This window comes from Streptomyces lydicus (assembly GCF_001729485.1).
Classification (GTDB): domain Bacteria; phylum Actinomycetota; class Actinomycetes; order Streptomycetales; family Streptomycetaceae; genus Streptomyces; species Streptomyces lydicus_D.
Genome location: NZ_CP017157.1, coordinates 2,502,029 through 2,523,034 on the forward strand (window position 1 = coordinate 2,502,029; position 21,006 = coordinate 2,523,034).

Sequence of the window (21,006 nt, forward strand, 5' to 3'; positions counted from 1 at the left end):
CCGCCGTCGCGGGGGCACCGCGACGGGCTTGGCGTCAGTGCTCCGGCAGCCACAGCCGCACCGCCTGACGCGTCCGGCGGACCACCGCGTACCCCTTGGTGAGCGCGCGGTCCCGGGCGAAGGCACGGGTCAGTCCCCGCCCCTCGACGATCCGGGCGAACTCCTCGGTGCCGGTACGCCGCCGCACGGTCAGCCGCGCCAGCGCGTACGGTCCCTGGCGGGGCGCCGCGAGCGTGTTGCCGACCGCCAGCGCCTGCCGGAAGCCCAGTCCGCGCACCGTGCGCCGCACCCGCCGGCTGGAGTGGCCGAACGGGTAGGCGAAGGACTCCGGCGCGGTCCCGACCTCGTCGGCGATGATCTCCTTGCAGCGCAGCACCTCGTGACGCAGCCGCTCGTCGCCGAGCGCGTCCAGCCGCGGGTGGGTGTGGCTGTGGCCGCCGATCTCCACCCCCGCCCCGGCCAGCTTGCGCACCTGGTCCCAGTCGAGCGTGGTGTCCGGCGCATCCCCGGTCCCGTACGGCCCGCCCAGCCATCCCGTGGAGACGAACAGGGTGGCGGGGAAGCCGTGCCGGGCCAGGGCGGGCAGCGCGTGGCGGTACACGCCGTCGTAGCCGTCGTCGAAGGTGATCAGCACCGGCCGCGGCGGCAGCGGGCCGTCGCCCCGCCAGGCCGCGGCGAGGGCGGTGGTGGTCAGCGGGGTGAACCCGCCGTCGGCCAGGACGGCCAGCTGCTCCTCGAACGCGGCGGGTGTCACCGAGAGGTCCCGTACGGCGGGCGTCGGGGCCACGGTGATCGCGTGGTACATCAGGATCGGCACCGCGGCCGGGCGGCCGCTCATGCCGGTGCCCCCTCGTGCGCCGCGGCGGCCGGGGGCTCACCCAACGCGTCGTCAACCGCCCTGCGGGACAGCGGGATCGGCTTCATCCGGGCCCGTACCGTGCCCCAGGCGTAGCCGCCCGCCGCGGCCGCCGCCCCGGCCACGATCGCGCCGGCCCGGGCGGCCCCGCCGGGCCGGCCCAGCAGCGCGTCCCGGACGCCGCGCAGCACCCCGGCCGGCAGCACCCGCACGGTGTGCCGCCGCTCGGCCGCGAGCCCGTCCCGGGCGCCGACGCTGCGTGCCACCAGTGCCTTGGACAGGCCCTCGGCGTACGCCCGGCCGCGGAAGTACCCGAACCGCCGGCGCTCGGCCGGCACCCGGTGGTGGATCACCGCCCGGTCGTCGATCAGCAGCACCGCGTCCGGCAGCGCCTGGCTGATCCGGATGCACAGTTCGGTCTCCTCGCAGCCCAGCGGCCGCCGGTCGCCGTCCCGCCCGATGCCCGTGGTGAAGCCGCCGACGAGGTCGAACACCGTCCTGCGGAACGAGGCGTTGCCGCCCAGCACGTTGCGCACCCGCACCTTCCCCGGGGGCAGGCCGCGGTAGGTGCAGCCCACCACCCAGTCGAACTCCTCGGGGAACCACGGCGGGCGGCTCCCGGACTCCCAGACCGGCTCGGTGCGCCCGCCGACCGCCATCACCGCCGGGTCCGCGTAGGCCGCGGCGAAGTGGTGCAGCCAGTCCCGCTCGGCCACCGCGTCGTCGTCCAGGAACGCGATGACCTCGCCGCCGGCGGCGGCGATACCGGTGTTCCGGCCGGCGGACAGCCCGCGCGGTCCCGCGTTGGCCAGCACCCGCAGGGGCGTCGGGGGCGGCCCGGGCGGGCGCGCGACCCCGGGAGCGCGCGCGAAGTGCTCCGTGAGCCGGCCGAGCAGCCGCTGGTGGTGGTCCACCACCAGCAGCAGCTCATGGGCGGGGTGGGACTGCCCGCGGACGGACGCCACCGCGGCCAGGATGTCGTCCCAGCGGTCCTCGGTGTGGACGCAGATGACCACCGAGATCCCGAGGCCCGGCCCGACGGCCGGTCTCCGGGGGTTCACAGCGCGTCCCCGGTGATCAGTGCGGGCCGGGCCAGCCGCTTGCGCCGCGCGCCGCGCTCGCGGGCGATCACCTTCAGCACCCGCAGTCCGTCGCGTACCGCCCGGAGGTTGCTGACGCCGTGGATGCGGTTGTACTCGTGGCTGGGGATCTCCTGCACCCGCAGCCCGGCCTTGACCACCCGGATGTTCATCAGCGTCTCGACCTCGAAACCGGCGCAGTCCAGGGCGATGTGGTGCAGGCAGTGCCGCCAGAAGGCGTTGTATCCGTAGCACAGGTCGGTGTAGCGGGCGCCGAACTTGGCGTTGACGAGGGCGGTCAGCACGCGGTTGCCGAGCTTGCGGACCGGCGTCATGTCGTCCGTGCCGCCGCCGTTGGCGAACCGCGAGCCCTTGGCGAAGTCGGCCCCCGACACCAGCGCCGAGACATAGCTGACGATCTCGTTGCCGTCGGCCGAGCCGTCCGCGTCGATCATCACGATGATCTCGCCGGTGCAGGCCGCGAAGCCGCTGATCAGCGCATCGCCCTTGCCCTTGCCGCGCTGGGTGACGACCGTGACGGCCGGCCACAGCTCCCGGGCGACGGCGACCGTGTCATCCGTGGAGTTGCCGTCGACCAGGACCACTTCGTGGATCCAGTCCGGCAGGGTCTTGAAGACGTACGGGAGATTTTCCGCCTCGTTCATCGCCGGAATGACGACACTGACCGGTGGGGCGATGGCCAGATGTGAGGAGACGGGACGGTAGACGGCAGGGTCCGGCAGCAGCGTCAGCGGCGGTTCGTCCGCGTCGGCGGGGCGAAGGAACGAGTTCATGGGTGGCTTTCCCTCTCGTCCGGCAGACCGCCCGCCCCCGGGCGGTCCGTGCTGGGTATCCGGGTCGAAAGGGGGGTTCACACCCCGCTCGGCACGGCGGGAACCGCCGTCCGAACAGGGCGAGCAGGCATGCGTGGTGCGTGCTGCGCGGCTCGTGCTCCGGCCCTCGGCGGGCAGTGGTCAGCCTGCCGGGACCGCGCGCACGGGACCCCCCCGACCGCGCACCGCACCGGACCGTCATCGTGGCGAGCCCTCCCCTGAGCCGTCGTGCGATGAGTGTCCGATGCGGGTGGATGTGCGACGGTGTTGACGACTGGACTGTAGGGCAACGCGTTCCGCGCCAAATACCGTTTGGCTCGAATAACCGGTACGTGCAGAAGTGCGCGGGTATGCATGCTCCGGCGCACGCCCTTGCGCGCCGTCACGAGCCCCCGAAGAGCCCCGATGCGACGGCGCACGCGGCCCGGCTCAGTGCCCCGACCGGATCCGTCCCACCCGTTTGAGCAGGCGGTCCGCGGGGTCGCGCAGCTCGGGGCGGGCCAGTACGGCGTTGCGCAGCGCCCGTACCGGGGCGCGGCAGGCCCAGTGCCCCAGCGCGACGGGGTGCGGCCGCATCACCCACCCCTCGGCCACCCGCAGCTCCCGCGTCTTGAGGGAGTCCTTGTACTCGGCCTTGCCGCGCCCCATGTCGAGGTACGCCATCGACGCCGCGGCCGCCGCCTCGGCCATCCGCAGATGCAGCACCAGGCCCGGCGAGTACTTCGCGAGCTCCGCGTCGTACGCCGGGAACCAGCAGGACAGCACGGACCGCGTGCGCGGCCCGAAGTGCGCGGCGATCGGCCGGTCACCGGCGTACAGCACCGACAGCAGGCCCGCGAAGGAGTCGGTGCGGGTGTGGAACAGGTCCCTGACGAGCCGCACGATCCAGGGCTGGGCGAAGCGGTCGCTGCGGCCCGTCCTGCGGTACTGCGCGGACTTCCACCGGGCGAGGGTGCGCAGCGCCTCCGGATCCCGCTCGTCGTGGACGTAGCGCACCGGCCCGACGTCCCGGCCGAGCTTGCGCTCCTTGGCCAGGGTGGTGCGGACGAACTTCGGCGACTGCGCGCGCAGCCGCTCCAGATACGCCTCGTACCCCTGGTCCACGTCGATGACCGGCGAGGCGTGCGGGCGCAACGAGGCGTTGTGGAACGGCTGCTGGCCGTCCACCAGGTGGTCGAACTCCAGCACCGACAGCCCGCAGGCACCCAGCAGTTCCCGTGCGTCCCACCGGAATCCGGGCCGGTGCACCAGGCCCTGCGCGTCCGAGACGCCCAGCCCGACCGCCCGGCCCACACCGAGCGGCGAACGGTGGAAGGGCAGGAACGCCGCCGGCCGGCCGCCCTCCCGGATCACCGCGATCCGCACCCCGCCGCGGCAGCGGCCCACGGCCAGCGCGAACTCGGGGGCGAGGAACGGGTTGGCCAGCTGCGGCGCGCCCCGGGACGGCGCCGCGGACTGCAGCTCGGTCCAGGCGACCCGGTCGGCGTCGCTCAGCTCGTGCGGGTGCTGCACGGTGACGTCCATGTCAGCCCGCCCGTCCGGTACGGGCCCGGCGCGCCCGGGCCAGGGCCGTCAGCAGCAGCACGGCACCGCTGAGCGCCGCCACGGCGAGCGTTCCGCCGCGCACCGACCACAGGTGCAGCGCCAGCATGCCCTGGGCCACCAGCAGGTCGAGGGCCAGCGCCCCCGCCAGCGCGACGACGGCGCGGGCGAGCGGGGAGGTGCGGCCGAGTGCCGTACCGATCGAGAGGGCCGGCGCGCCCACGAGCAGGAGGAGCGTGAACGGCACCCGCAGTGGGGAGTCGACATCGGCCAGGGTCAGCGCGGCCCCCATGGCGGCACCGCTCCACGCGGCTCCGGTGAGGAGCGCCGCGAGCCCGCTCGCCGTCCCGGACGGCGCTGCGCCCACGGGAGGGTCGCAATTCATGGTCTTGGTGTGCATTGGCAGCTTTGCCTCCCATAAGCGCCGGATGCCGGGCCTCAATGTCACGCAGCGCTCCGGCACCGTCAAGACAGTAAGGGGGCGCGGACGGGGGTGGGGTGAGGCGGGGCGGGGGCGCCCACAGACGGCGCAATGACGGCCGCGCGCGCCGTGCGCTCGGACACTGGGGGTTCGTGTGCGCCGGAAGGAGCCGGGTTCGTGGAACCCCCGAGCGGGACCGCGCTGATCGTGATCATGGTGGGCCTCACCGTGGCCACCGGAGTGCTCGACGCCGTCAGCTTCCTGGCGCTGGGTCAGGTGTTCACCGCCACCCAGACCGGCAATCTGCTCTTCCTCGGCTTCGGCATCGCCGGGCAGGGCGGGCTGCCGGTGGTCGCGACGGTCGTCTCCCTGGGGGCCTTCGTGCTCGGCGCGGCCCTGGGGGCGCGGCTGGAGTCGACGCTGGCCCGCCACGGGCGGCAGTGGTTCCCGATGGCGCTCGCCGCCGAGGCGGTGCTGCTGGCGTGTTCGGCGCTGGCCGCCTGGGAGTCGGGCCCGGCCCGGGGGGTGACGCTGCCGCCGGGGCGGCGCTATGCGGTGATCGGGCTGATGGCGATGGCGATGGGCATGCGGAACGTCACCGCCCTGCGGGCCGCCGCACCGGACCTCACCACCACCGTGGAGACCCGGGCGATGACCGCCCTCGTCAGCGGTTCGCTGCTGGGCCGCGACCGGCGGCTGGGGTACGGCACCCACGCCGTGCCGCGCCGGCTGACCTCGGTCGGCGCGATGTTCGCGGGCGGCCTCCTGGGGGCCGTGCTGATCGGTCTGGGCACCCGTCCGATGCTGGTGATCCTGCTGGTGGCGGCCCTCGTCGCGGCCGTCGCGCTGCTGGTGCCCGGCATGGCCCGCCGCCGCGCGGGCGCCGAGGAATGACCCCCGCCGGTCCGGTGGGCGGGCCCGGCCGCGAACGTCCGTCCGGACGGGCAAATTTCCCGGGAACTGTGCACCAGTTTTGGCATGGACACTTCCGGTTACCGGTGAGTCTTGCTACGACGGATGTGGCAGAGATCCTGCTAAGGGAGGTTCCATGAGACTGTCCCGATTCGCGGCCCTGACGTCCGCCTTCTTCGTCACCACGGCGCTCGCGCTCACCGGCGCGAGCGCTGCCGCGTCCGCCCAACTCCCCACCGCCACCGGCTACGTGGCACTCGGCGACTCGTACTCCTCGGGTGTCGGTGCCGGCAGCTACGACAGCTCCAGCGGCTCCTGCAAGCGCAGCACCAGGTCCTACCCGGCCCTCTGGAACGCCGCGCACACCCCCGCGTCCTTCGCCTTCACCGCCTGTTCCGGCGCCCGAACGGGTGATGTCGTGAGCGGTCAGCTCGGCCCGCTCAACGCCTCCACCGGTCTGGTCAGCATCACCATCGGCGGCAACGACGCCGGTTTCGCCGACACCATGACGACCTGTGCGCTCCAGGGTGAGAGTGCCTGCCTGGCCCGGGTCGCCCAGGCCAGGACGTACATCGACAACACCCTGCCCGGCCGCCTCGACACCGTGTACAGCGCCATCGCGCAGAAGGCCCCGAACGCCCGGGTCGTCGTCCTGGGCTACCCCCGCTTCTACAAGATCGGCGGCAGCTGCCTCGCCGGGCTCTCCGACAAGTCCCGGAGCGCGATCAACGCCGCCGCCGACGACATCAACGGCGTCACCGCCAAGCGCGCCGCCGACCACGGCTTCGGCTTCGCCGACGTCACCTCGACCTTCACCGGTCACGAGCTGTGCTCCGGCAGCGCGTGGCTGCACAGCGTGACCTATCCCGTCGACGAGTCCTACCACCCCACCTCCGCCGGCCAGTCCGGCGGCTATCTGCCGGTGTTCGCCTCCGCCACGTGACGCCCCGTCCGCCGGGCGCCGGGAGGGGCGGTGAGATCCCGGTCTCTCCTCGCGCCCCCCGGCACCCCCCCTCAGCCGCCCGGAACCGCTCCTTCCGGCGTCCGACGGTCACTCAACTCGCCCTGACAACACCGTTGTCGATGACATTCCGTATGGTGTGCGTCAACGTCAAGGCGAGGCAGGTGAATCCGTTGACCGGTCTGCACGCGTGTCCTCCAAGAGAGATAGGGTTACCCTGCCCGGGCCGGGTGCCCTCGTAAGGGTGGGGAGAGTCATGGAACAGATAACAGTGCGTAGCAGGGCGCGTGTCCCTGCGATCAATTGTGGGAGCGTCGCGACCAGCGCGCGTCTCGACCGCCATCTCGCGGTGCTGGGTGGTCCTGCCATCCCGCAGCGGGAGACGGAGGGCGCGACCTCGCTGATGCAGGAGCTCACCGCGCGCGATCACGCGCGCATGAGGAACGGCCGTGGCGCCAGGGTGTCGCTGTTCGCACCGCTGCGCAGGCTGCGCCGCTCGCTCTTCGGCGGACACGGCTGACCGCTGCTCCCACACGCGGCACCTCGGGCGGCCGGCCCGTCCCCGCCGGCCGGCCGCTCCAGACCACCCGTCACACCGTGACGGGTGGTTTTTTCATGACATCCCGGACCCCGGCACCGGCCCGGGGCGGCCCGTCACAGCAGGGCGAACTGGCCGTCCGGGCCCTCTTCGTGATGGTCGAGGACGGAGGCCGGGCGGCGGGCCGCGAGCGGAGCCGGCAGGACGCCGGCCGCCCGCAGGGCCTCCGCCGTCAGCCGGGGCCCGTCCGCCGTGCGGTCCGCCAACTCGGCCCGTGACGGCTCCAGTTCGGCCAGCAGGGCCAGCACGGTGATCAGCTCCAGCAGCTCGGAGGTCCACTCCTGGGGCCAGTCCGTGGGACGCAGCGCGGCCAGCGACCCGTCCTCGGGCCGCGTCGCCCCGTCCGCCGCCGTCCCGGCGCGTTCGGCGAACCACGCCTCCAGGACGCGCACCCCGCCGGCGTGGAAGTCCCAGGCGCCCGCCGGCACCGGCGCGATCCGGCCGCTGCCGAGCAGGAGGGCCTCGTCCTCGGCGTCGTAGCCGAGGGCGGCGGGCATGCCGCGGGCGGGCAGCGCCGAGCGGACGTAGGGGCGGCGGCCGCCGGGCATCCGCGGCCGCTCCCCGGAGCCGGCACCCCCGGGGGCGTGGGCGCCCCGGGTGCCGAGCCACAGCAGCCGTTCGCCGAGGGCGAGGCCGCGGCCGAAGACGTCGGGGTCGGCGGTCAGCGGCACCACGGCGCCGTCGGGGGAGTGGCCGGCGCTCGCGAGGATCCAGGCGAGCAGCTCCGCCGGGCCGACCGGGCGGCCCAGCTGGCGGGTGAGCAGGTCGAGCAGCCCCGGCGCCAGGTTCGGCTCCCGGCCGCCGGGCCGCCGGTACAGCGGGTGGATCCGCCCCGGCCGGCCGGCCGGTGACCGGCCGTCGGGCAGCAGCGCCGAGCACCCCACCGCGGGGCCCGGTGCCTGCGGGACCTGGCCCCACTCGACCGCGTACAGCTGGTGCCCGTCCGCCACCCTCCACAGCTCGGGCCGGGCCGCGTCGATCAGCCGGTGGTCGGGCAGCAGCCACTGCGGGTCGAACGGGCCGTGCAGAATCCGCACCGGCTCGGGGCAGGGCCCGCTCGCCCGGTACAGCCGCCCGGTCGCGGTGGCCTGCCCCGGCAGCTGGCCGACCGCGGAGTGCAGGGTCCGGGCGCGGGACGGCCGGAACAGCCGCTCGCGGGCCGCCGCGTCCTCGGCGTCGACCAGCGCCTGCCACCGCGCGCGCAGCGTCGCCGGGTCCGGTGCCCGCACCCAGGAGCGGCCGAGCCGCAGCGGTGCCACCGACCACGGCATGAGATCGGACAGCCGTGGCGCGTCCTGCTTCGCCGTCACGCGGAGCCCCTCCCGGACCGTTCGGTTCGACCCGGGCATGGTAGCCGCGGGGCGCGGCCCGGCACCGGCCCCGTGGCCGGGTTCCCTCCTGGGGGGAGGAGCGGGGACGCGGTCTTCCGCCTGCTGATCTTGACGGAGTACGGTCCTGGCCGTACGCCCCACGGCACGGTGCGGACGCCGCTCCGCCCCGCGCCTGAACGGCGCGGGGGTCCCCGTCGCGCCGGACCCGCACAGGGAGGACCGTCATGACGGACACCACCTCACCCACGCCGGACCGGCGCGGGGGGACGACCCCCGCCGGCCACCGGGCGGCCGCACGGCTGGACCGGCTGCCGCCGTCCCGGTGGCACCGCAGGATCACCCTCGTCGTCGGCATCGGCGCCTTCTTCGACCTCTACGAGATCTTCCTCGGCGGGGTGCTGGCCGCGGTCCTGGCCGAGCAGTGGCACCTCGGGCACACCGCGAAGTCCTGGGTGATCGCCGCCGGCTTCCTCGGGATGTTCGCCGGGGCCAATGTGCTGTCGGTGCTCGCCGACCGGTTCGGGCGGCGCCGGATGTTCCTGGTCAACCTCGGGTCCTACGCGTTCTTCTCCCTGCTGTGCGCGTTCGCGCCGGACCTGTCGTGGCTGCTGGCCCTGCGCGCGCTGTCGGGCCTCGGGCTGGGCGCCGAACTCGTGCTGGTGGACACCTATCTCGCGGAGTTCCTGCCCCGCGCGGTGCGCGGCCGCTACATCGCCTGGGCCTACACCCTGGGCTTCGTCGGCGTTCCGGTCGCCGCACTGCTCGGCGCCCGCCTGGTGGCCGCGCACCAGCCGCTGGGCGTCGACGGCTGGCGCTGGCTGCTGGTCGCCGGCGCGCTGGGGGCCGCCTTCATCCAGCTGATGCGCCGCCGACTGCCGGAGTCGCCGCGCTGGTTGACGGTGCAGGGACGGGGCGCGGAGGCCGAGCGGATCGTCGCCGGGCTGGAGGAGCGGGTGGCCCGGGAGACCGGCGGCAGCCTGCCGTCCGTACCGGAGGCGGAGACCGTACCGGAACGCAAGGTGCCGCTCGGCGAGATGTTCCGCGGTGACCACCGGCGGCGGACCGTCATGTGGTGGATCTTCCAGGTGCTGCAGACCGTCGGCTACTACGGCTTCGGTTCGCTGGCGCCGGTGGTGCTCACCGCGAAGGGCCACACCGTCACCGAGTCGCTGCTCTACGCGGCGCTCAGCTTCTGCGGCTATCCGCTGGGCTCCGCGCTGTCCGTCCCGCTGATCGACCGGATCGAGCGCCGCACCCTGATCATCGCCTCCGCGCTCGGCATCGCCGGCTGCGGCCTGGCCTTCGGCTTCGCCGACGCCACCTGGGCGATCGTCGCCTTCGGCTTCCTGCTGACGGTGTGCAGCAACGTCTTCTCCAACGCCTTCCACGTCTACCAGACCGAGATCTTCCCGACCGGACTGCGCAGCAGCGCGATCGGCATCGCCTACTCGCTGTCCCGGCTCACCTCGGTCGTGCTGCCGTTCGTCGCGCTGAGCGTGCTCGACGCCCTCGGGCCGGCCGCGGTGTTCAGCGCGTCCGCCGGGCTGATGCTGCTGCTGTGCCTGGACGTGGCCCTGCTCGGCCCGCGCACCACCGGGCGCAGCCTGGAACGCATCTGAGGGCCCTCGCCCCGCCGTCCCGCGGTGGACGAGGGCCCCGCCGATCGGCCTTGAGGTGGTCCCGAACATCCGCACCCCGTGGTGTCCCGCATCCTCGACGGCCCGGGGAGGCGGCCGGCGGGGCGGTCAGTGCGCCTCCAGGGTGACCGTGAAGGAGAAGCGGTCGCCGCGGTAGTGGATCCGGGCGACGTCGACCGGGCGGCCGTCCTCGTCGTAGGTGACGCCCGTGTAGTGCAGGATCGGGCTGAGCAGCGGGACCCGCAGCAGCCGGGCGGTCTCGGGGTCGGCCAGCCGGGCCTCGACGGTGTCGGTGATCCGGCTGATCCGTACGCCGACCGCGTCGCGCAGCACCTTCGTCATCGGCCAGCGCACGAGGTCCTGCGGGTCGATCAGCGCCGCCACGTCGGGTCGCACGTAGTTGCAGGCGTGGTTGGTCGGCTCGCCGGTCTCCTCGTCGCCACGCAGCCGCCGGAACCCGCCCACCTCGGTCAACTCCGGGAAGTACTCCGCGAGTTCGGCGGGCACCGCGGTCGGGCCGTGGTCCAGCAGTTCGGTGCTCATCCCGGACTGCTGGGCCACGATCGTGTCCACCGAGCCGAGCAGCCGCACCGGCGCTCCGCGCCGCGCGCTCGGCTCGATGAACGTGCCGCGCCGCCGGTGCCGGCTGATCAGCCCCTCCGCCTCCAGCTCCTTGAGGGCCTGGCGCATGGTCAGCACGCTCACCCCGTAGTGCGCGGCGAGCGCGTCCTCGGTCGGCAGCCGCAGCGGGTCCTTCGGGGAGCGGCCGAGTATGGAGGCGCGCAGCGACTGCGAGACCTGGTACCACAGCGGCAGCTTGCGGTTCAGGTCGAGCGAGTCCGGAGCGAAGGTGGTCACGAGCGTCCCCCGGGTGTCACAGGCGGAAGTGGCGCTGGAGACCCTGCCATACGTCGTCGTAGCCGCGCTGGAGGTGTCCGGCGTCCCGGGCCTGCTCGGTGAGCGTCAGCGGCCAGCGTGTCTCGAACATGAACGCCAGCCCGTCGTCGATCTTCTGCGGTGCCAGCTCGGCGGCGCTCGCCCGGTCGAAGGTCTCCCGGTCGGGCCCGTGCGCGGACATCATGTTGTGCAGCGACCCGCCGCCCGGCACGAAACCGCCCTCGCCGGCCGTCTTGGCGTCGTACGCCCCCTCGATCAGGCCCATGTACTCGGTCATCACGTTGCGGTGGAAGTAGGGCGGCCGGAAGGTGTCCTCGCCGACCAGCCAGCGCGGGGCGAAGACCACGAAGTCCACGCCCGCCAGGCCCGGGGTGTCCGAGGGCGAGGTGAGCACGGTGAAGATCGACGGGTCGGGGTGGTCATAGCTGATCGAGCCGATGACGTTGAAGCGCCGCAGGTCGTAGACGTACGGGACGTGACTGCCGTGCCAGGCGACGACGTCCAGCGGCGAGTGGTCGTAGGTGGCGGTCCAGAGGTTGCCGCAGAACTTGTTGACGACCTCGACCGGGCCCTCGACGTCCTCGTAGGCGGCCAGCGGCGCGCGGAAGTCGCGGGCGTTGGCGAGGCCGTTGGCGCCGATCGGGCCGAGGTCGGGCAGCTGGAAGGGCCGGCCGTAGTTCTCGCAGACGTAGCCGCGGGCGGTCGGGCCCTGCCCGTCGGGGGCGGCGTCCAGCAGCTCGACGCGGAAGCGGACCCCGCGCGGGATCAGGGCCACCTCGCCCGGTTCGGCGCGCAGCAGGCCGAATTCGGTGCGCAGCAGCAGCCCGCCGCGCTCCGGCACGATCAGCAGCTCGCCGTCCGCGTCGCTGAACACCCGCCGCTCCATGGAGGCGTTGGCGTGGTAGAGGTGCACCGCCATGCCGGTGCGCTGCGTCGCGTCGCCGTTGCCGCCCAGGGTCCACAGACCGTCGACGAAGTCCGTCGGGCCCTCGGGGGCGGGCAGCGGGTTCCAGCGCAGCCGGTTGGGGTCGGCGGCGCAGTCGGTGAACGGCGCCGAGCGGAGGGCGCGCTGCTCGCCGCGGACGAACGGCGGATGGGCGGCCGACGGGCGGATGCGGTAGAGCCAGGAGCGGCGGTTGCCGGCGCGCGGCTCGGTGAACGCCGATCCGCTCAGCTGCTCGGCGTAGAGCCCGAGCGGGGCCCGCTGCGGGGAGTTGCGCCCCACCGGCAGCGCGCCGGGGACGGCCTCCGAGCTGTGCTCGTTGCCGAAGCCGGTGGCGTACGCCAGCCCCTCGGCCGTCTTCCTCGCCTGCTCGTTGCCCGTACCTGTCATCGCGCGCTCCCGCCGCTCAAGGAATCCTATGCAAGACCTTAGGATTGCTGTCGGGAGCCGTCAACGGAAGACCCCGGCCGCCCTGGCCGGATCGGGCCGTACGGCTCGGGGTGCGCCCCCGGCCCGCCGGACGGGCAGGATGGTGGGGTGCAGCAGCCGCCCTCCCGCCCCGCCACACCGCCCTCCCACCCCGGCCCGCCGGCCACCCCGCTCCGCCGCGCGCCCGTCCAGCGGCGCAGCGCCCAGCGCCTGGCGCGCATCCTCGACGCCTGCGCCGGGGTGCTGGAGGAGACCGGTTACGAGGACCTCAGCACCCGCGCGGTGGCCGGCCGCGCCGGGGTGCCCATCGGTTCCGTCTACCGCTTCTTCCCCAACAAACGCGCCATGGCCGAGGCGCTCGCGCGGCGCAACCTCGACGCCTACGCCGACCGCATCACCGCCCGGCTGACCGCCGTGGACGAGGCGCCGCTGGAGTGGCGGCGCGCGATGGACGTGGTCGTCGACGAGTACCTCGCGATGAAGCGGACGGTGCCGGGCTTCGCCCTGGTGGAGTTCACCGTCCCCGCGCCGCGCGAGACCCGGCAGGCCAACTACCTGGTCGCCGACCGGCTGCTGGCCCTGTTCGCCGGCCCGCTCGGACTGGACGCCGCAGACCAGCGGCTGCGCACCGCCTTCCTGGTGGGCGTCGAGACGGCCGACGCGCTGCTCCAGCTCGCCTTCCGCACGGACCCGGCCGGCGACCCGGCCATCGTCACCGAGGCCAAGGAACTGCTGCGGGCCTATCTGGCGCGCTACTTGGACACCTCCTGACCGTCCCGCCCGGTCGGCCGCGCGGGACGCAGGCGGCGGAATTGCGCCGAAGGGCTGCCCTCATGCCTACCGGTCGGTATGGTCGGACGGTACGCGCCCCATCGCCGGCACCGTCCCCGGGAGGGACCGATGACCCGTACCGCCCTGCGCATCTGCCCGCTCTGCGAGGCCACCTGCGGGCTGACCGTCACCCTCGACGGTGACCGGATCACCGCGGCCCGCGGCGACCGGGACGACGTCTTCAGCAAGGGCTTCGTCTGCCCCAAGGGCGTGTCCCTCGGCGAGCTGGACGCCGACCCCGACCGGCTCACCCGCCCCCTGGTCCGGCGGGACGGTGAACTCACCGAGGCCACCTGGGACGAGGCGTTCGCCGCCGTCCAGGCGGGGCTGCGCCCGGTGGTCGAGGCGCACGGCCCGGACGCGGTGGCCGTGGTGCTCGGCAACCCCAACGTGCACACCGTCGCCGGCGCCCTCTACCCGTCGGTGCTGCTCGCCGGCCTCCGCTCCCGCAGCGTCTTCACCGCCTCCACCGTCGACCAGATGCCCAAGCACGTCTCCAGCGGACTGCTCTACGGCGACCCGCTGGCCATCCCCGTGCCGGACCTGGACCGCACCGACCACCTCCTGATCATCGGTGCCAACCCGATGGACTCCAACGGCAGCCTGTGCACCGCGCCCGACTTCCCCGGCCGGATCCGGGCGCTGCGCCGCCGCGGCGGCCGGCTGACCGTCATCGACCCGCGCCGCACCCGCACCGCGAAACTCGCCGACGAGCACCTCGCGATCCGGCCCGGCACCGACGCCCTGCTGCTCTTCGCGATGATCCATGTGCTGTTCGAGGAGGGCCTGGTCGACCTGGGGGAGCGGGCCGCGCACGTCATCCAGGCCGACGAGGTCGAGCGCCTGGCGGCCGGCTTCACCCCCGAGGCGGTCGCCGGGCCCTGCGACCTCCCCGCCGCGTCCGTCCGGCGGCTGGCCCGCGAACTGGCCGCCGCCGACAGCGCCGCGGTGTACGGCCGGATCGGCGCCAGCACCGTCGAGTTCGGCACCCTCACCAGCTGGCTGGTGGACGTCCTCGCCGTCCTCACCGGGAACCTCGACCGCCCCGGCGGCCTGATGTTCCCGCTGTCCGCGACCGGAGCCGCGCCCCGCCCGGCCCGCCCCGGCCGCGGCTTCGCGCTCGGCCGCTGGCGCAGCCGGGTCTCCGGCCACCCCGAGGCCAAGTCCGAACTGCCCATCGCCGCCCTGGCCGAGGAGATCGACACCCCCGGCGAGGGCCGGGTACGGGCCGCCGTCGCGATCGCCGCCAACCCCGTGCTGTCCGTCCCTGACGGCGACCGGCTCGATGCCGCGCTCGCCTCCCTGGACTTCATGGTGAGCGTCGACCCGTACCTCAACGAGACCTCCCGGCACGCCGATGTGGTGCTGCCGCCGCCCCCGCCGTCCCGCGGCGCGCACTTCGACTACACCTTCAACGCGCTGGCCGTGCGCAACCAGGTCCGCTACACCCGGCCGGTCCTCCCGCTCGCGGACGGGCAGCCCGACGAGTGCGTGATCCAGGCGCGGCTGATCCTCTGCCTGGGCGGGCAGGACGGCGCGGATCCCGCACTGGTGGACGCCATGGTGATCGACACCGCGCTCGGCAAGGCCGTCGCCGACCCGCACTCGCCGGTCCACGGACGTCAACCGGCTGAGCTGGCGGCGGAGTTGACCGGTCGTGACGGCGCCGAGCGGCGGCTGGACATGATGCTGCGGCTCGGCCCGTACGGCGAGGGCTTCGGCGCGGACCCCGAGGGCCTCTCGCTGGCCCGGCTGCTGGACCACCCGCACGGCATCGACCTCGGTCCGCTCGCCCCGCGGATACCGGCCCTCCTCAAGACCCCGAGCGGCGCCGTCGAGCTGTGCCCCGCACCGATCGCCGCCGAGGCGGAGCGGCTGCGGGCCCGGCTCGGCGCGGTCCCCGACGGGCTGCTGCTCGTCGGCCGCCGCCATCTGCGCTCCAACAACAGCTGGCTGCACAACGTCCCCGCCCTCATGGGCGGCAGCAACCGCTGCACCGTCCAGGTGCACCCCGACGACGCGGCGCGCCTGGGGCTCACCGACGGCGGGCCGGCCCGGCTGAAGGGGGACGGCGGAGAGGTGGAGGTGCCCGTCGAGGTCACCGACACCGTGCGGCCGGGTGTGGTGAGCCTGCCGCACGGCTGGGGGCACGACCGGCCCGGCACCCGGCTGGGCGTCGCCGCCGCCGACCCCGGCGTCAACGTCAACCAGCTCAACGCCGGACGGCTGCTGGACCCGCTCTCCGGCACCGCGGTGCTCAACGGACTGCCCATTCTGCTCACGCCCGTCCGGTGAGATCCCTATTGACCTGGGGTTTTGCTCGTATTGCTCGCGCGTCAAGCCCTTGTTAACAAAAGTTTGCGGCACCTAACGTCCACCCAGACCGCCACCCCCGGCAGATGTTCAAGGGCGAACGTGAGGTACCCCTAATGCTGACAATCCTCGGATTTGTCATGATCGCCACCTTCCTGGTGCTGATCATGATGAAGAAGATGTCACCGCTGGCAGCGCTCGTGCTGATTCCCGCGCTGTTCTGCGTCCTGGTCGGACAGGGCGCGCACCTGGGCGACTACGTCATCAAGGGCATCGGTGACCTGGCCCCCACGGCCGCGATGCTGATGTTCGCCATCATCTACTTCGGGGTGATGATCGACGTCGGGCTCTTCGACCCGGTCGTGCGGGGCATCCTCAGGTTCTGCAAGGCCGACCCGGTGCGGGTCGTCGTCGGTACGGCGCTGCTCGCCGCGATCGTCTCGCTCGACGGCGACGGCTCCACCACCTTCATGATCACCGTCTCGGCGCTCTACCCGCTCTACAAGCGGCTGAAGATGAGCCTGGTCGTGATGACCGGGGTCGCCGCCACCGCCAACGGCGTGATGAACACCCTGCCCTGGGGCGGCCCGACCGCCCGCGCCGCCACCGCCCTCAAGCTCGACGCCGGCGACATCTTCGTCCCGATGATCCCGGCCCTCGCGGTCGGCCTGGTCGCCGTCTTCGCCCTCGCGTACGTCCTCGGACGCCGCGAGCGCAAGCGGCTGGGCGTGCTGACCCTCGGCGACACCCGCCTGGTCACCGAGGCCGTCGAGGAGAAGGAGGCCGAGCAGGTCCTGGTCGGCGCCGGCGCCAGGGGCGGCGCCCCGGCCGCCGCCCGGCCCGCCACCGGCGGCTCCGACGCCCCCGGCCACGACGGACCGGGCGGTTCCGACGGCTCCGGCGGCTCCGTCCGGGATCTCGACCTCCAGGGCCTGGACCCGCGGCGGCCCACCCTGCGCCCCAAGCTCTACTGGTTCAACGCCGCGCTCACCGTCGCGCTGCTCACCCTGCTGATCCTCCAGACGCTGCCGATCCCGGTTCTCTTCCTGCTCGGCGCGGCCATCGCCCTGACCGTCAACTTCCCGCACATGAAGGACCAGAAGGCCCGCATCGCGGCGCACGCCGAGAACGTCCTCAACGTCTCCGGCATGGTCTTCGCCGCCGCCGTCTTCACCGGTGTGCTCACCGGCACCGGCATGGTCGAGCAGATGGCCCGCTGGCTGGTCTCCAACGTCCCCGACGCGCTCGGCCCGCACATGGGCCTCGTCACCGGCGTCCTCAGCATCCCGCTGACCTACTTCATGTCCAACGACGGCTTCTACTTCGGCATCGTGCCGATCCTCGCCGAGGCCGGCGCCGCCCACGGCGTGGCCCCGATCGAGATCGCCCGCGCCTCCCTCGCCGGCCAGGCCCTGCACATGTCCAGCCCGCTGGTCCCGGCCGTCTACGTCCTGGTCGGCATGGCCAAGGTCGAGTTCGGCGACCACACCAGGTTCACCGTCAAGTGGGCCGTGCTCACCTCCCTCGTCGTCCTGGGGGCGAGCCTGCTCTTCGGCATCGTCTAGAGGACCGCGACCGACACCGCGAGGCCCGGCAGGAGCCGGCTGCCGCGCCCGGCCCTCACCTCCTCCTTCGCGCGGGGGGCGGTGAGCACGGCCGGGCCGGTGGTCTCCTACCGGGCCCTCGGCCCGGTCGGCGGGGCGGGGTGCCCCGGCCGCGGCAATGCCGGATCCGTCAGCGTCACGGGGGAGATGCGCAGGTCTTCCGCCAAGGCGTGCGCGGGGCGTCGGCTCGTAGGGTCGTGGCGACCGTCACCCGCGGGTGGCGGCGGGACTCCCTGGCGGCGGAAAACTACCGGCGCTAGTTTGGCCTTGCGGGGGTGGACCACACAGGCACCGGAGGGACCACGACGTGAAGCAGCACGACGCGATGTACATCGGCGGAAGCTGGCGGCCCGCCGCGGGCGACGGCACGATCGAGGTCGTGGACCCGGCCGACGGACGGGTCATCGCGACCGTGCCGGCCGGTTCCGCCGCGGACGTGGACGCCGCGGTGCGCGCCGCCCGCGCCGCCCTCCCCGGCTGGGCGGCCACCCCGCCCGCGGAGCGCGCCGACCGGCTGGCCGCGCTGCACGAGCAGCTGGTGGGGCGCGCCGAGGAGATCGCGGAGACGGTGACCGCCGAGCTGGGCTCACCGCTCGCCTTCAGCAGGGCGGTGCACGCCGGGGTGCCGGCCGCGGTCTGCGGCTCGTACGCCGAACTGGCCCGGACCTTCTCCTTCGAGGAACGGATCGGCAACTCCACCGTGCTGCTGGAGCCGGTCGGCGTGGTCGGCGCGATCACCCCCTGGAACTACCCGCTGCACCAGGTCGTCGCCAAGGTCGCCCCGGCGCTGGCGGCCGGCTGCACGGTGGTGCTCAAACCGGCCGAGGACACCCCGTTGGTGGCCCAGCTCTTCGCCGAGTGCGTCGACGCGGCCGGGATACCCGCCGGGGTGTTCAACCTCGTCACCGGCCTCGGCCCGGTCGCCGGCCAGGCGCTCGCCGAGCACGACGGGATCGATCTGGTCTCCTTCACCGGCTCCACCGCCGTCGGCCGGCGGATCGGTGCCGCCGCGGGCGCCGCGGTCAAGCAGGTGGCGCTGGAACTGGGCGGAAAATCCGCCAACGTCGTCCTGCCGTCCGCCGACCTCGCCAAGGCGGTCGCCGTCGGCGTCGCCAACGTCATGGCCAACTCCGGCCAGACCTGCAGCGCCTGGACCCGGATGCTGGTGCACGAGGACCGGTACGACGAGGCCGTCGCGCTGGCCGCCGCCGCGGTCGCCAAGTACGTGCCGGGCGAGCGGGTCGGCCCGCTGGTGAGTGCCCGGCAGCGGGACCGGGTGCGCGGCTACATCGAGCGGGGGCTCGCCGAGGGCGCGCGGCTGGTCGCGGGCGGCCCCGAAGCCCCGTGCGCGCAGGGCTACTTCGTCAGCCCCACCGTCTTCGCCGACGTCACCCCCGACATGACCCTCGCGCAGGAGGAGATCTTCGGCCCGGTGCTGTCGCTGATGAAGTACGCGGACGAGGACGACGCGGTCCGCATCGCCAACGGCACCGTCTACGGCCTGGCCGGCGCGGTCTGGGCGGCCGACGAGGCCGAGGCGGTCGCCTTCGCCCGGCGCCTGGACACCGGACAGGTCGACATCAACGGCGGCCGCTTCAACCCCCTTGCCCCGTTCGGCGGTTACAAGCAGTCCGGCGTCGGCCGGGAGCTGGGCCCGCACGGGCTGACCGAGTACCTGCAGACCAAGTCGCTCCAGTTCTGACCCGATCCTTCCCGACCGGTGGTGGGGCGGCCCCGAGCGGCCGCCCCACCACCCGACGGTCCCGATCCGCCCCGCCCCCGTCCAGCGCCCCGAGGAGACCCCCGTGGTTCGCGCCGCCGTCCTGCCCGCCGTCAACGCCCCGCTCCAGGTCGCCGAGATCGACCTGCCCGACCCCGGCCCCGGCCAGGTCCGCATCAAGCTGGCCGCCGCCGGTGTCTGCCACTCCGACCTCTCGCTGTCCAACGGCACCCTGCGCCAGCCCGTCCCGGCCGTCCTCGGCCACGAGGGCGCGGGCACCGTCACCGCGGCCGGCCCCGGCGTGACCACGGTGGCCCCCGGCGACCGGGTCGTCCTCAACTGGGCGCCGTCCTGCGGCGACTGCCACTTCTGCGGGCTCGCCGAGCCCTGGCTGTGCGCCAACGCGGGCGTCGCCGCGAACGCCCCGTACGCCACCCTCGCCGCCGACGGCAGCGCCCTCCACCCGGGCCTGGGCACCGCCGCCTTCGCCGAGGAGACCGTGGTCGCCGCGCACGCCGCGCTGCCGCTGCCGGACGGGGTGCCGCTCACCGACGCGGCGCTGCTCGGCTGCGCGGTGCTCACCGGCTGGGGCGCGGTCCACCACAGCGCGGCGGTGCGGCCGGGGGAGTCGGTCGTGGTCCTCGGCGTCGGCGGGGTGGGCCTGGCCACGCTGCAGGCGGCGCGGATCGCCGGGGCGGGCACGATCGTGGCGGTGGACGTCTCCCCGGCGAAGGAGGAACTGGCCCGCGCGGCGGGCGCCACGGAGTTCCTGGTCGCCGGCGAGGACACCGCCAAGCGGGTCCGCAAGCTCACCGGGGGCGTGGGCGCCGATGTCGCCGTGGAGTGCGTGGGCCGCGCCGACACCATCCGTACGGCCTGGTCGGCCACCCGGCGCGGCGGCCGCACCACGGTCGTCGGCATCGGCGGCCAGGACCAGCAGGTGACCTTCTCCGCCCTGGAGCTCTTCTACTTCGGCCGGACGCTGTCCGGCTGCGTCTACGGCAACAGCGACCCCGCCCGCGACCTCCCGGTCGTCGCCGGGCACGTCCGCTCGGGCGCGCTGGACCTGTCCGCGCTGGTCACCGACCGCATCGGCCTGGACGACATCCCGGCCGCCTTCGACGCGATGGTGGCGGGGAAGGGCGGGCGCTCGCTGGTGGTCTTCTGAGGGCCGTCCCGGTATCCGGGCCCTGATCGCTCCGTCCCGTCGTCCGGGCCGCCCGCCGGCACGCGCGTGCCTGCGGCCCGTGGGGCAGGCAGGCGGGGATCGTGGTGCCATGGAGAATCAGCGGTGTGACGGGTGGGCGGTCGGGGCCGCGTACGACCGGTACATGGGTCGGTGGAGCCGGCTTGTCGCCGAGGAGTTCACGGCGTGGCTCCACTGCCCGGCCGGACTGCGGTACCTGGACGTGGGATGCGGTACGGGAGTGCTGTCGGCGGTGCTGGCCTCCCGGTGCCACCCCCGGTTGACGGTGGGCATCGACCGGTCCGACGCGTTCGTGGACGCAGCCCGAAGCGCCGCTCCCCCCTCGACGCACTTCGTCGTGGCGGACGCGATGTCGCTTCCGGTACGCGCTGAAGCGTGGGACGTGGCCGTCAGCGGGCTGGCGCTGAACTTCTTTCCCGCGCCCACTGCCGCGGTGGCCGAAATGGCCCGGGCGGTCCGGCCGGGCGGCCTGATCGCGGCGTATGTGTGGGACTACGCCGACGGCATGGGCTTCGTTCGCCGGTTCTGGGACGCCGCCACCGAGGTGGATCCGTCCGCGGCCGCGCTGGACGAGGGCCGCCGGTTCACCGTGTGCCGGCCGGAGCCGTTGCGTGCGGTATGGGCTGGCGCGGGACTGGTTGACGTGGCGACCACCTCGATCGAGGTGCCCACCGACTTCGTCGACTTCGCCGATCTGTCGGAGCCCTTCCTCGCAGGACAGGGCCCCGCACCGAGCTGGGCAGCCGCCCTCGCTCCCGCCGAGCGGGACCGGGTACGGGACGCGCTCGGCGCGGCTGTCCCCAGGAGGCCGGACGGTTCCCTCTCGCTCACCGCCCGGGCCTGGGCGGTGCGCGGCAGGAAAGGGGGCCGCGCCGCGGACCGGCGTCGGTGA

At 74.1% G+C, this 21,006-nt stretch carries 18 protein-coding genes; 10 read left to right on the forward strand and 8 right to left on the reverse strand.

Going from position 1 to position 21,006, the window contains the following annotated elements; genetic code table 11:
• Positions 1 to 34: 34 nt before the first annotated feature.
• From SL103_RS10745 to SL103_RS10765, 5 genes are all read right to left on the reverse strand, one after another.
• Positions 35 to 838, reverse strand: a complete 804-nt coding sequence (locus SL103_RS10745) for a polysaccharide deacetylase family protein (protein ID WP_069568629.1) — start codon at positions 836 to 838, stop codon at positions 35 to 37.
• Positions 835 to 1,917, reverse strand: a complete 1,083-nt coding sequence (locus SL103_RS10750; RefSeq protein WP_079145685.1) for a glycosyltransferase family 2 protein — start codon at positions 1,915 to 1,917, stop codon at positions 835 to 837. The genes SL103_RS10745 and SL103_RS10750 overlap by 4 nt, the downstream gene beginning before the upstream one ends.
• Positions 1,914 to 2,729, reverse strand: coding sequence for a glycosyltransferase family 2 protein (locus tag SL103_RS10755; RefSeq protein WP_069568630.1), 816 nt, complete (start codon positions 2,727 to 2,729; stop codon positions 1,914 to 1,916). The genes SL103_RS10750 and SL103_RS10755 overlap by 4 nt, the downstream gene beginning before the upstream one ends.
• Before the next feature lie 468 nt (positions 2,730 to 3,197).
• Positions 3,198 to 4,292 (reverse strand): GNAT family N-acetyltransferase, encoded by a 1,095-nt coding sequence (locus SL103_RS10760; RefSeq protein ID WP_069568632.1) that lies wholly within the window; start codon positions 4,290 to 4,292, stop codon positions 3,198 to 3,200.
• A gap of 1 nt (position 4,293) precedes the next feature.
• Positions 4,294 to 4,695: a hypothetical protein gene (locus SL103_RS10765; RefSeq protein ID WP_069573606.1), complete on the reverse strand. Its 402-nt coding sequence runs from the start codon at positions 4,693 to 4,695 to the stop codon at positions 4,294 to 4,296.
• A 213-nt stretch (positions 4,696 to 4,908) separates the two neighbouring features.
• Here SL103_RS10765 and SL103_RS10770 point away from each other — a divergent pair, with 213 nt between their 5' ends.
• The 3 genes from SL103_RS10770 (at position 4,909) to SL103_RS10780 (ending at position 7,124) form a co-directional block, all read left to right on the forward strand.
• The gene (locus SL103_RS10770) at positions 4,909 to 5,625 is read left to right on the forward strand and encodes a YoaK family protein (protein ID WP_069568634.1); all 717 of its coding nucleotides are present in this window, start codon (positions 4,909 to 4,911) and stop codon (positions 5,623 to 5,625) included.
• Positions 5,626 to 5,779: 154 nt separating this feature from the next.
• A complete protein-coding gene (locus tag SL103_RS10775) occupies positions 5,780 to 6,586 on the forward strand; it encodes an SGNH/GDSL hydrolase family protein (protein WP_069568636.1) in 807 nt (268 codons plus the stop codon).
• A gap of 274 nt (positions 6,587 to 6,860) precedes the next feature.
• The gene (locus tag SL103_RS10780) at positions 6,861 to 7,124 is read left to right on the forward strand and encodes a hypothetical protein (protein WP_069568637.1); all 264 of its coding nucleotides are present in this window, start codon (positions 6,861 to 6,863) and stop codon (positions 7,122 to 7,124) included.
• A 134-nt stretch (positions 7,125 to 7,258) separates the two neighbouring features.
• On the opposite strand, the gene SL103_RS10785 is transcribed toward SL103_RS10780, so the two are convergent.
• Entirely contained in the window at positions 7,259 to 8,512 is a 1,254-nt protein-coding gene (locus SL103_RS10785; RefSeq protein ID WP_069568638.1) for a type ISP restriction/modification enzyme, read from the reverse strand.
• Between the two features lie 245 nt (positions 8,513 to 8,757).
• On the opposite strand from SL103_RS10785, the gene SL103_RS10790 reads away from it, so the two are divergent.
• The gene (locus SL103_RS10790; RefSeq protein WP_069568639.1) at positions 8,758 to 10,152 is read left to right on the forward strand and encodes an MFS transporter; all 1,395 of its coding nucleotides are present in this window, start codon (positions 8,758 to 8,760) and stop codon (positions 10,150 to 10,152) included.
• 126 nt (positions 10,153 to 10,278) lie between these two features.
• Here SL103_RS10790 and SL103_RS10795 read toward each other — a convergent pair whose 3' ends face one another.
• Together SL103_RS10795 and hmgA are read right to left on the reverse strand one after the other, a co-directional pair.
• The gene (locus SL103_RS10795) at positions 10,279 to 11,028 is read right to left on the reverse strand and encodes a GntR family transcriptional regulator (protein ID WP_069568640.1); all 750 of its coding nucleotides are present in this window, start codon (positions 11,026 to 11,028) and stop codon (positions 10,279 to 10,281) included.
• A gap of 16 nt (positions 11,029 to 11,044) precedes the next feature.
• Positions 11,045 to 12,400: a homogentisate 1,2-dioxygenase gene (hmgA, locus tag SL103_RS10800; protein WP_069568641.1), complete on the reverse strand. Its 1,356-nt coding sequence runs from the start codon at positions 12,398 to 12,400 to the stop codon at positions 11,045 to 11,047.
• Between the two features lie 147 nt (positions 12,401 to 12,547).
• On the opposite strand from hmgA, the gene SL103_RS10805 reads away from it, so the two are divergent.
• The 6 genes from SL103_RS10805 (at position 12,548) to SL103_RS10830 (ending at position 21,006) form a co-directional block, all read left to right on the forward strand.
• Positions 12,548 to 13,210, forward strand: a complete 663-nt coding sequence (locus SL103_RS10805) for a TetR/AcrR family transcriptional regulator (RefSeq protein ID WP_069568643.1) — start codon at positions 12,548 to 12,550, stop codon at positions 13,208 to 13,210.
• 129 nt (positions 13,211 to 13,339) lie between these two features.
• Complete coding sequence (locus SL103_RS10810) at positions 13,340 to 15,565, forward strand: molybdopterin oxidoreductase family protein (protein ID WP_069568645.1); 2,226 nt, start codon at positions 13,340 to 13,342, stop codon at positions 15,563 to 15,565.
• 134 nt (positions 15,566 to 15,699) lie between these two features.
• The gene (locus SL103_RS10815; RefSeq protein ID WP_069568647.1) at positions 15,700 to 17,148 is read left to right on the forward strand and encodes a CitMHS family transporter; all 1,449 of its coding nucleotides are present in this window, start codon (positions 15,700 to 15,702) and stop codon (positions 17,146 to 17,148) included.
• Between the two features lie 346 nt (positions 17,149 to 17,494).
• The gene (locus tag SL103_RS10820; protein ID WP_069568649.1) at positions 17,495 to 18,889 is read left to right on the forward strand and encodes an aldehyde dehydrogenase family protein; all 1,395 of its coding nucleotides are present in this window, start codon (positions 17,495 to 17,497) and stop codon (positions 18,887 to 18,889) included.
• A gap of 103 nt (positions 18,890 to 18,992) precedes the next feature.
• A complete protein-coding gene (locus SL103_RS10825; protein WP_069568650.1) occupies positions 18,993 to 20,075 on the forward strand; it encodes a Zn-dependent alcohol dehydrogenase in 1,083 nt (360 codons plus the stop codon).
• 163 nt (positions 20,076 to 20,238) lie between these two features.
• Positions 20,239 to 21,006 (forward strand): class I SAM-dependent methyltransferase, encoded by a 768-nt coding sequence (locus SL103_RS10830; protein ID WP_244303884.1) that lies wholly within the window; start codon positions 20,239 to 20,241, stop codon positions 21,004 to 21,006.

Bases quoted from the DNA above. Each gene is read 5' to 3' on its own strand.
- SL103_RS10745 (WP_069568629.1), bottom strand. From the start codon at position 838: ATGAGCGGCCGCCCGGCCGCGGTGCCGATCCTGATGTACCACGCGATC.
- SL103_RS10755 (WP_069568630.1), bottom strand. From the start codon at position 2,729: ATGAACTCGTTCCTTCGCCCCGCCGACGCGGACGAACCGCCGCTGACG.
- SL103_RS10760 (WP_069568632.1), bottom strand. From the start codon at position 4,292: ATGGACGTCACCGTGCAGCACCCGCACGAGCTGAGCGACGCCGACCGG.
- SL103_RS10765 (WP_069573606.1), bottom strand. From the start codon at position 4,695: ATGAATTGCGACCCTCCCGTGGGCGCAGCGCCGTCCGGGACGGCGAGC.
- SL103_RS10775 (WP_069568636.1), top strand. From the start codon at position 5,780: ATGAGACTGTCCCGATTCGCGGCCCTGACGTCCGCCTTCTTCGTCACC.
- SL103_RS10780 (WP_069568637.1), top strand. From the start codon at position 6,861: ATGGAACAGATAACAGTGCGTAGCAGGGCGCGTGTCCCTGCGATCAAT.
- SL103_RS10790 (WP_069568639.1), top strand. From the start codon at position 8,758: ATGACGGACACCACCTCACCCACGCCGGACCGGCGCGGGGGGACGACC.
- hmgA (WP_069568641.1), bottom strand. From the start codon at position 12,400: ATGACAGGTACGGGCAACGAGCAGGCGAGGAAGACGGCCGAGGGGCTG.
- SL103_RS10810 (WP_069568645.1), top strand. From the start codon at position 13,340: ATGACCCGTACCGCCCTGCGCATCTGCCCGCTCTGCGAGGCCACCTGC.
- SL103_RS10815 (WP_069568647.1), top strand. From the start codon at position 15,700: ATGCTGACAATCCTCGGATTTGTCATGATCGCCACCTTCCTGGTGCTG.
- SL103_RS10830 (WP_244303884.1), top strand. From the start codon at position 20,239: ATGGGTCGGTGGAGCCGGCTTGTCGCCGAGGAGTTCACGGCGTGGCTC.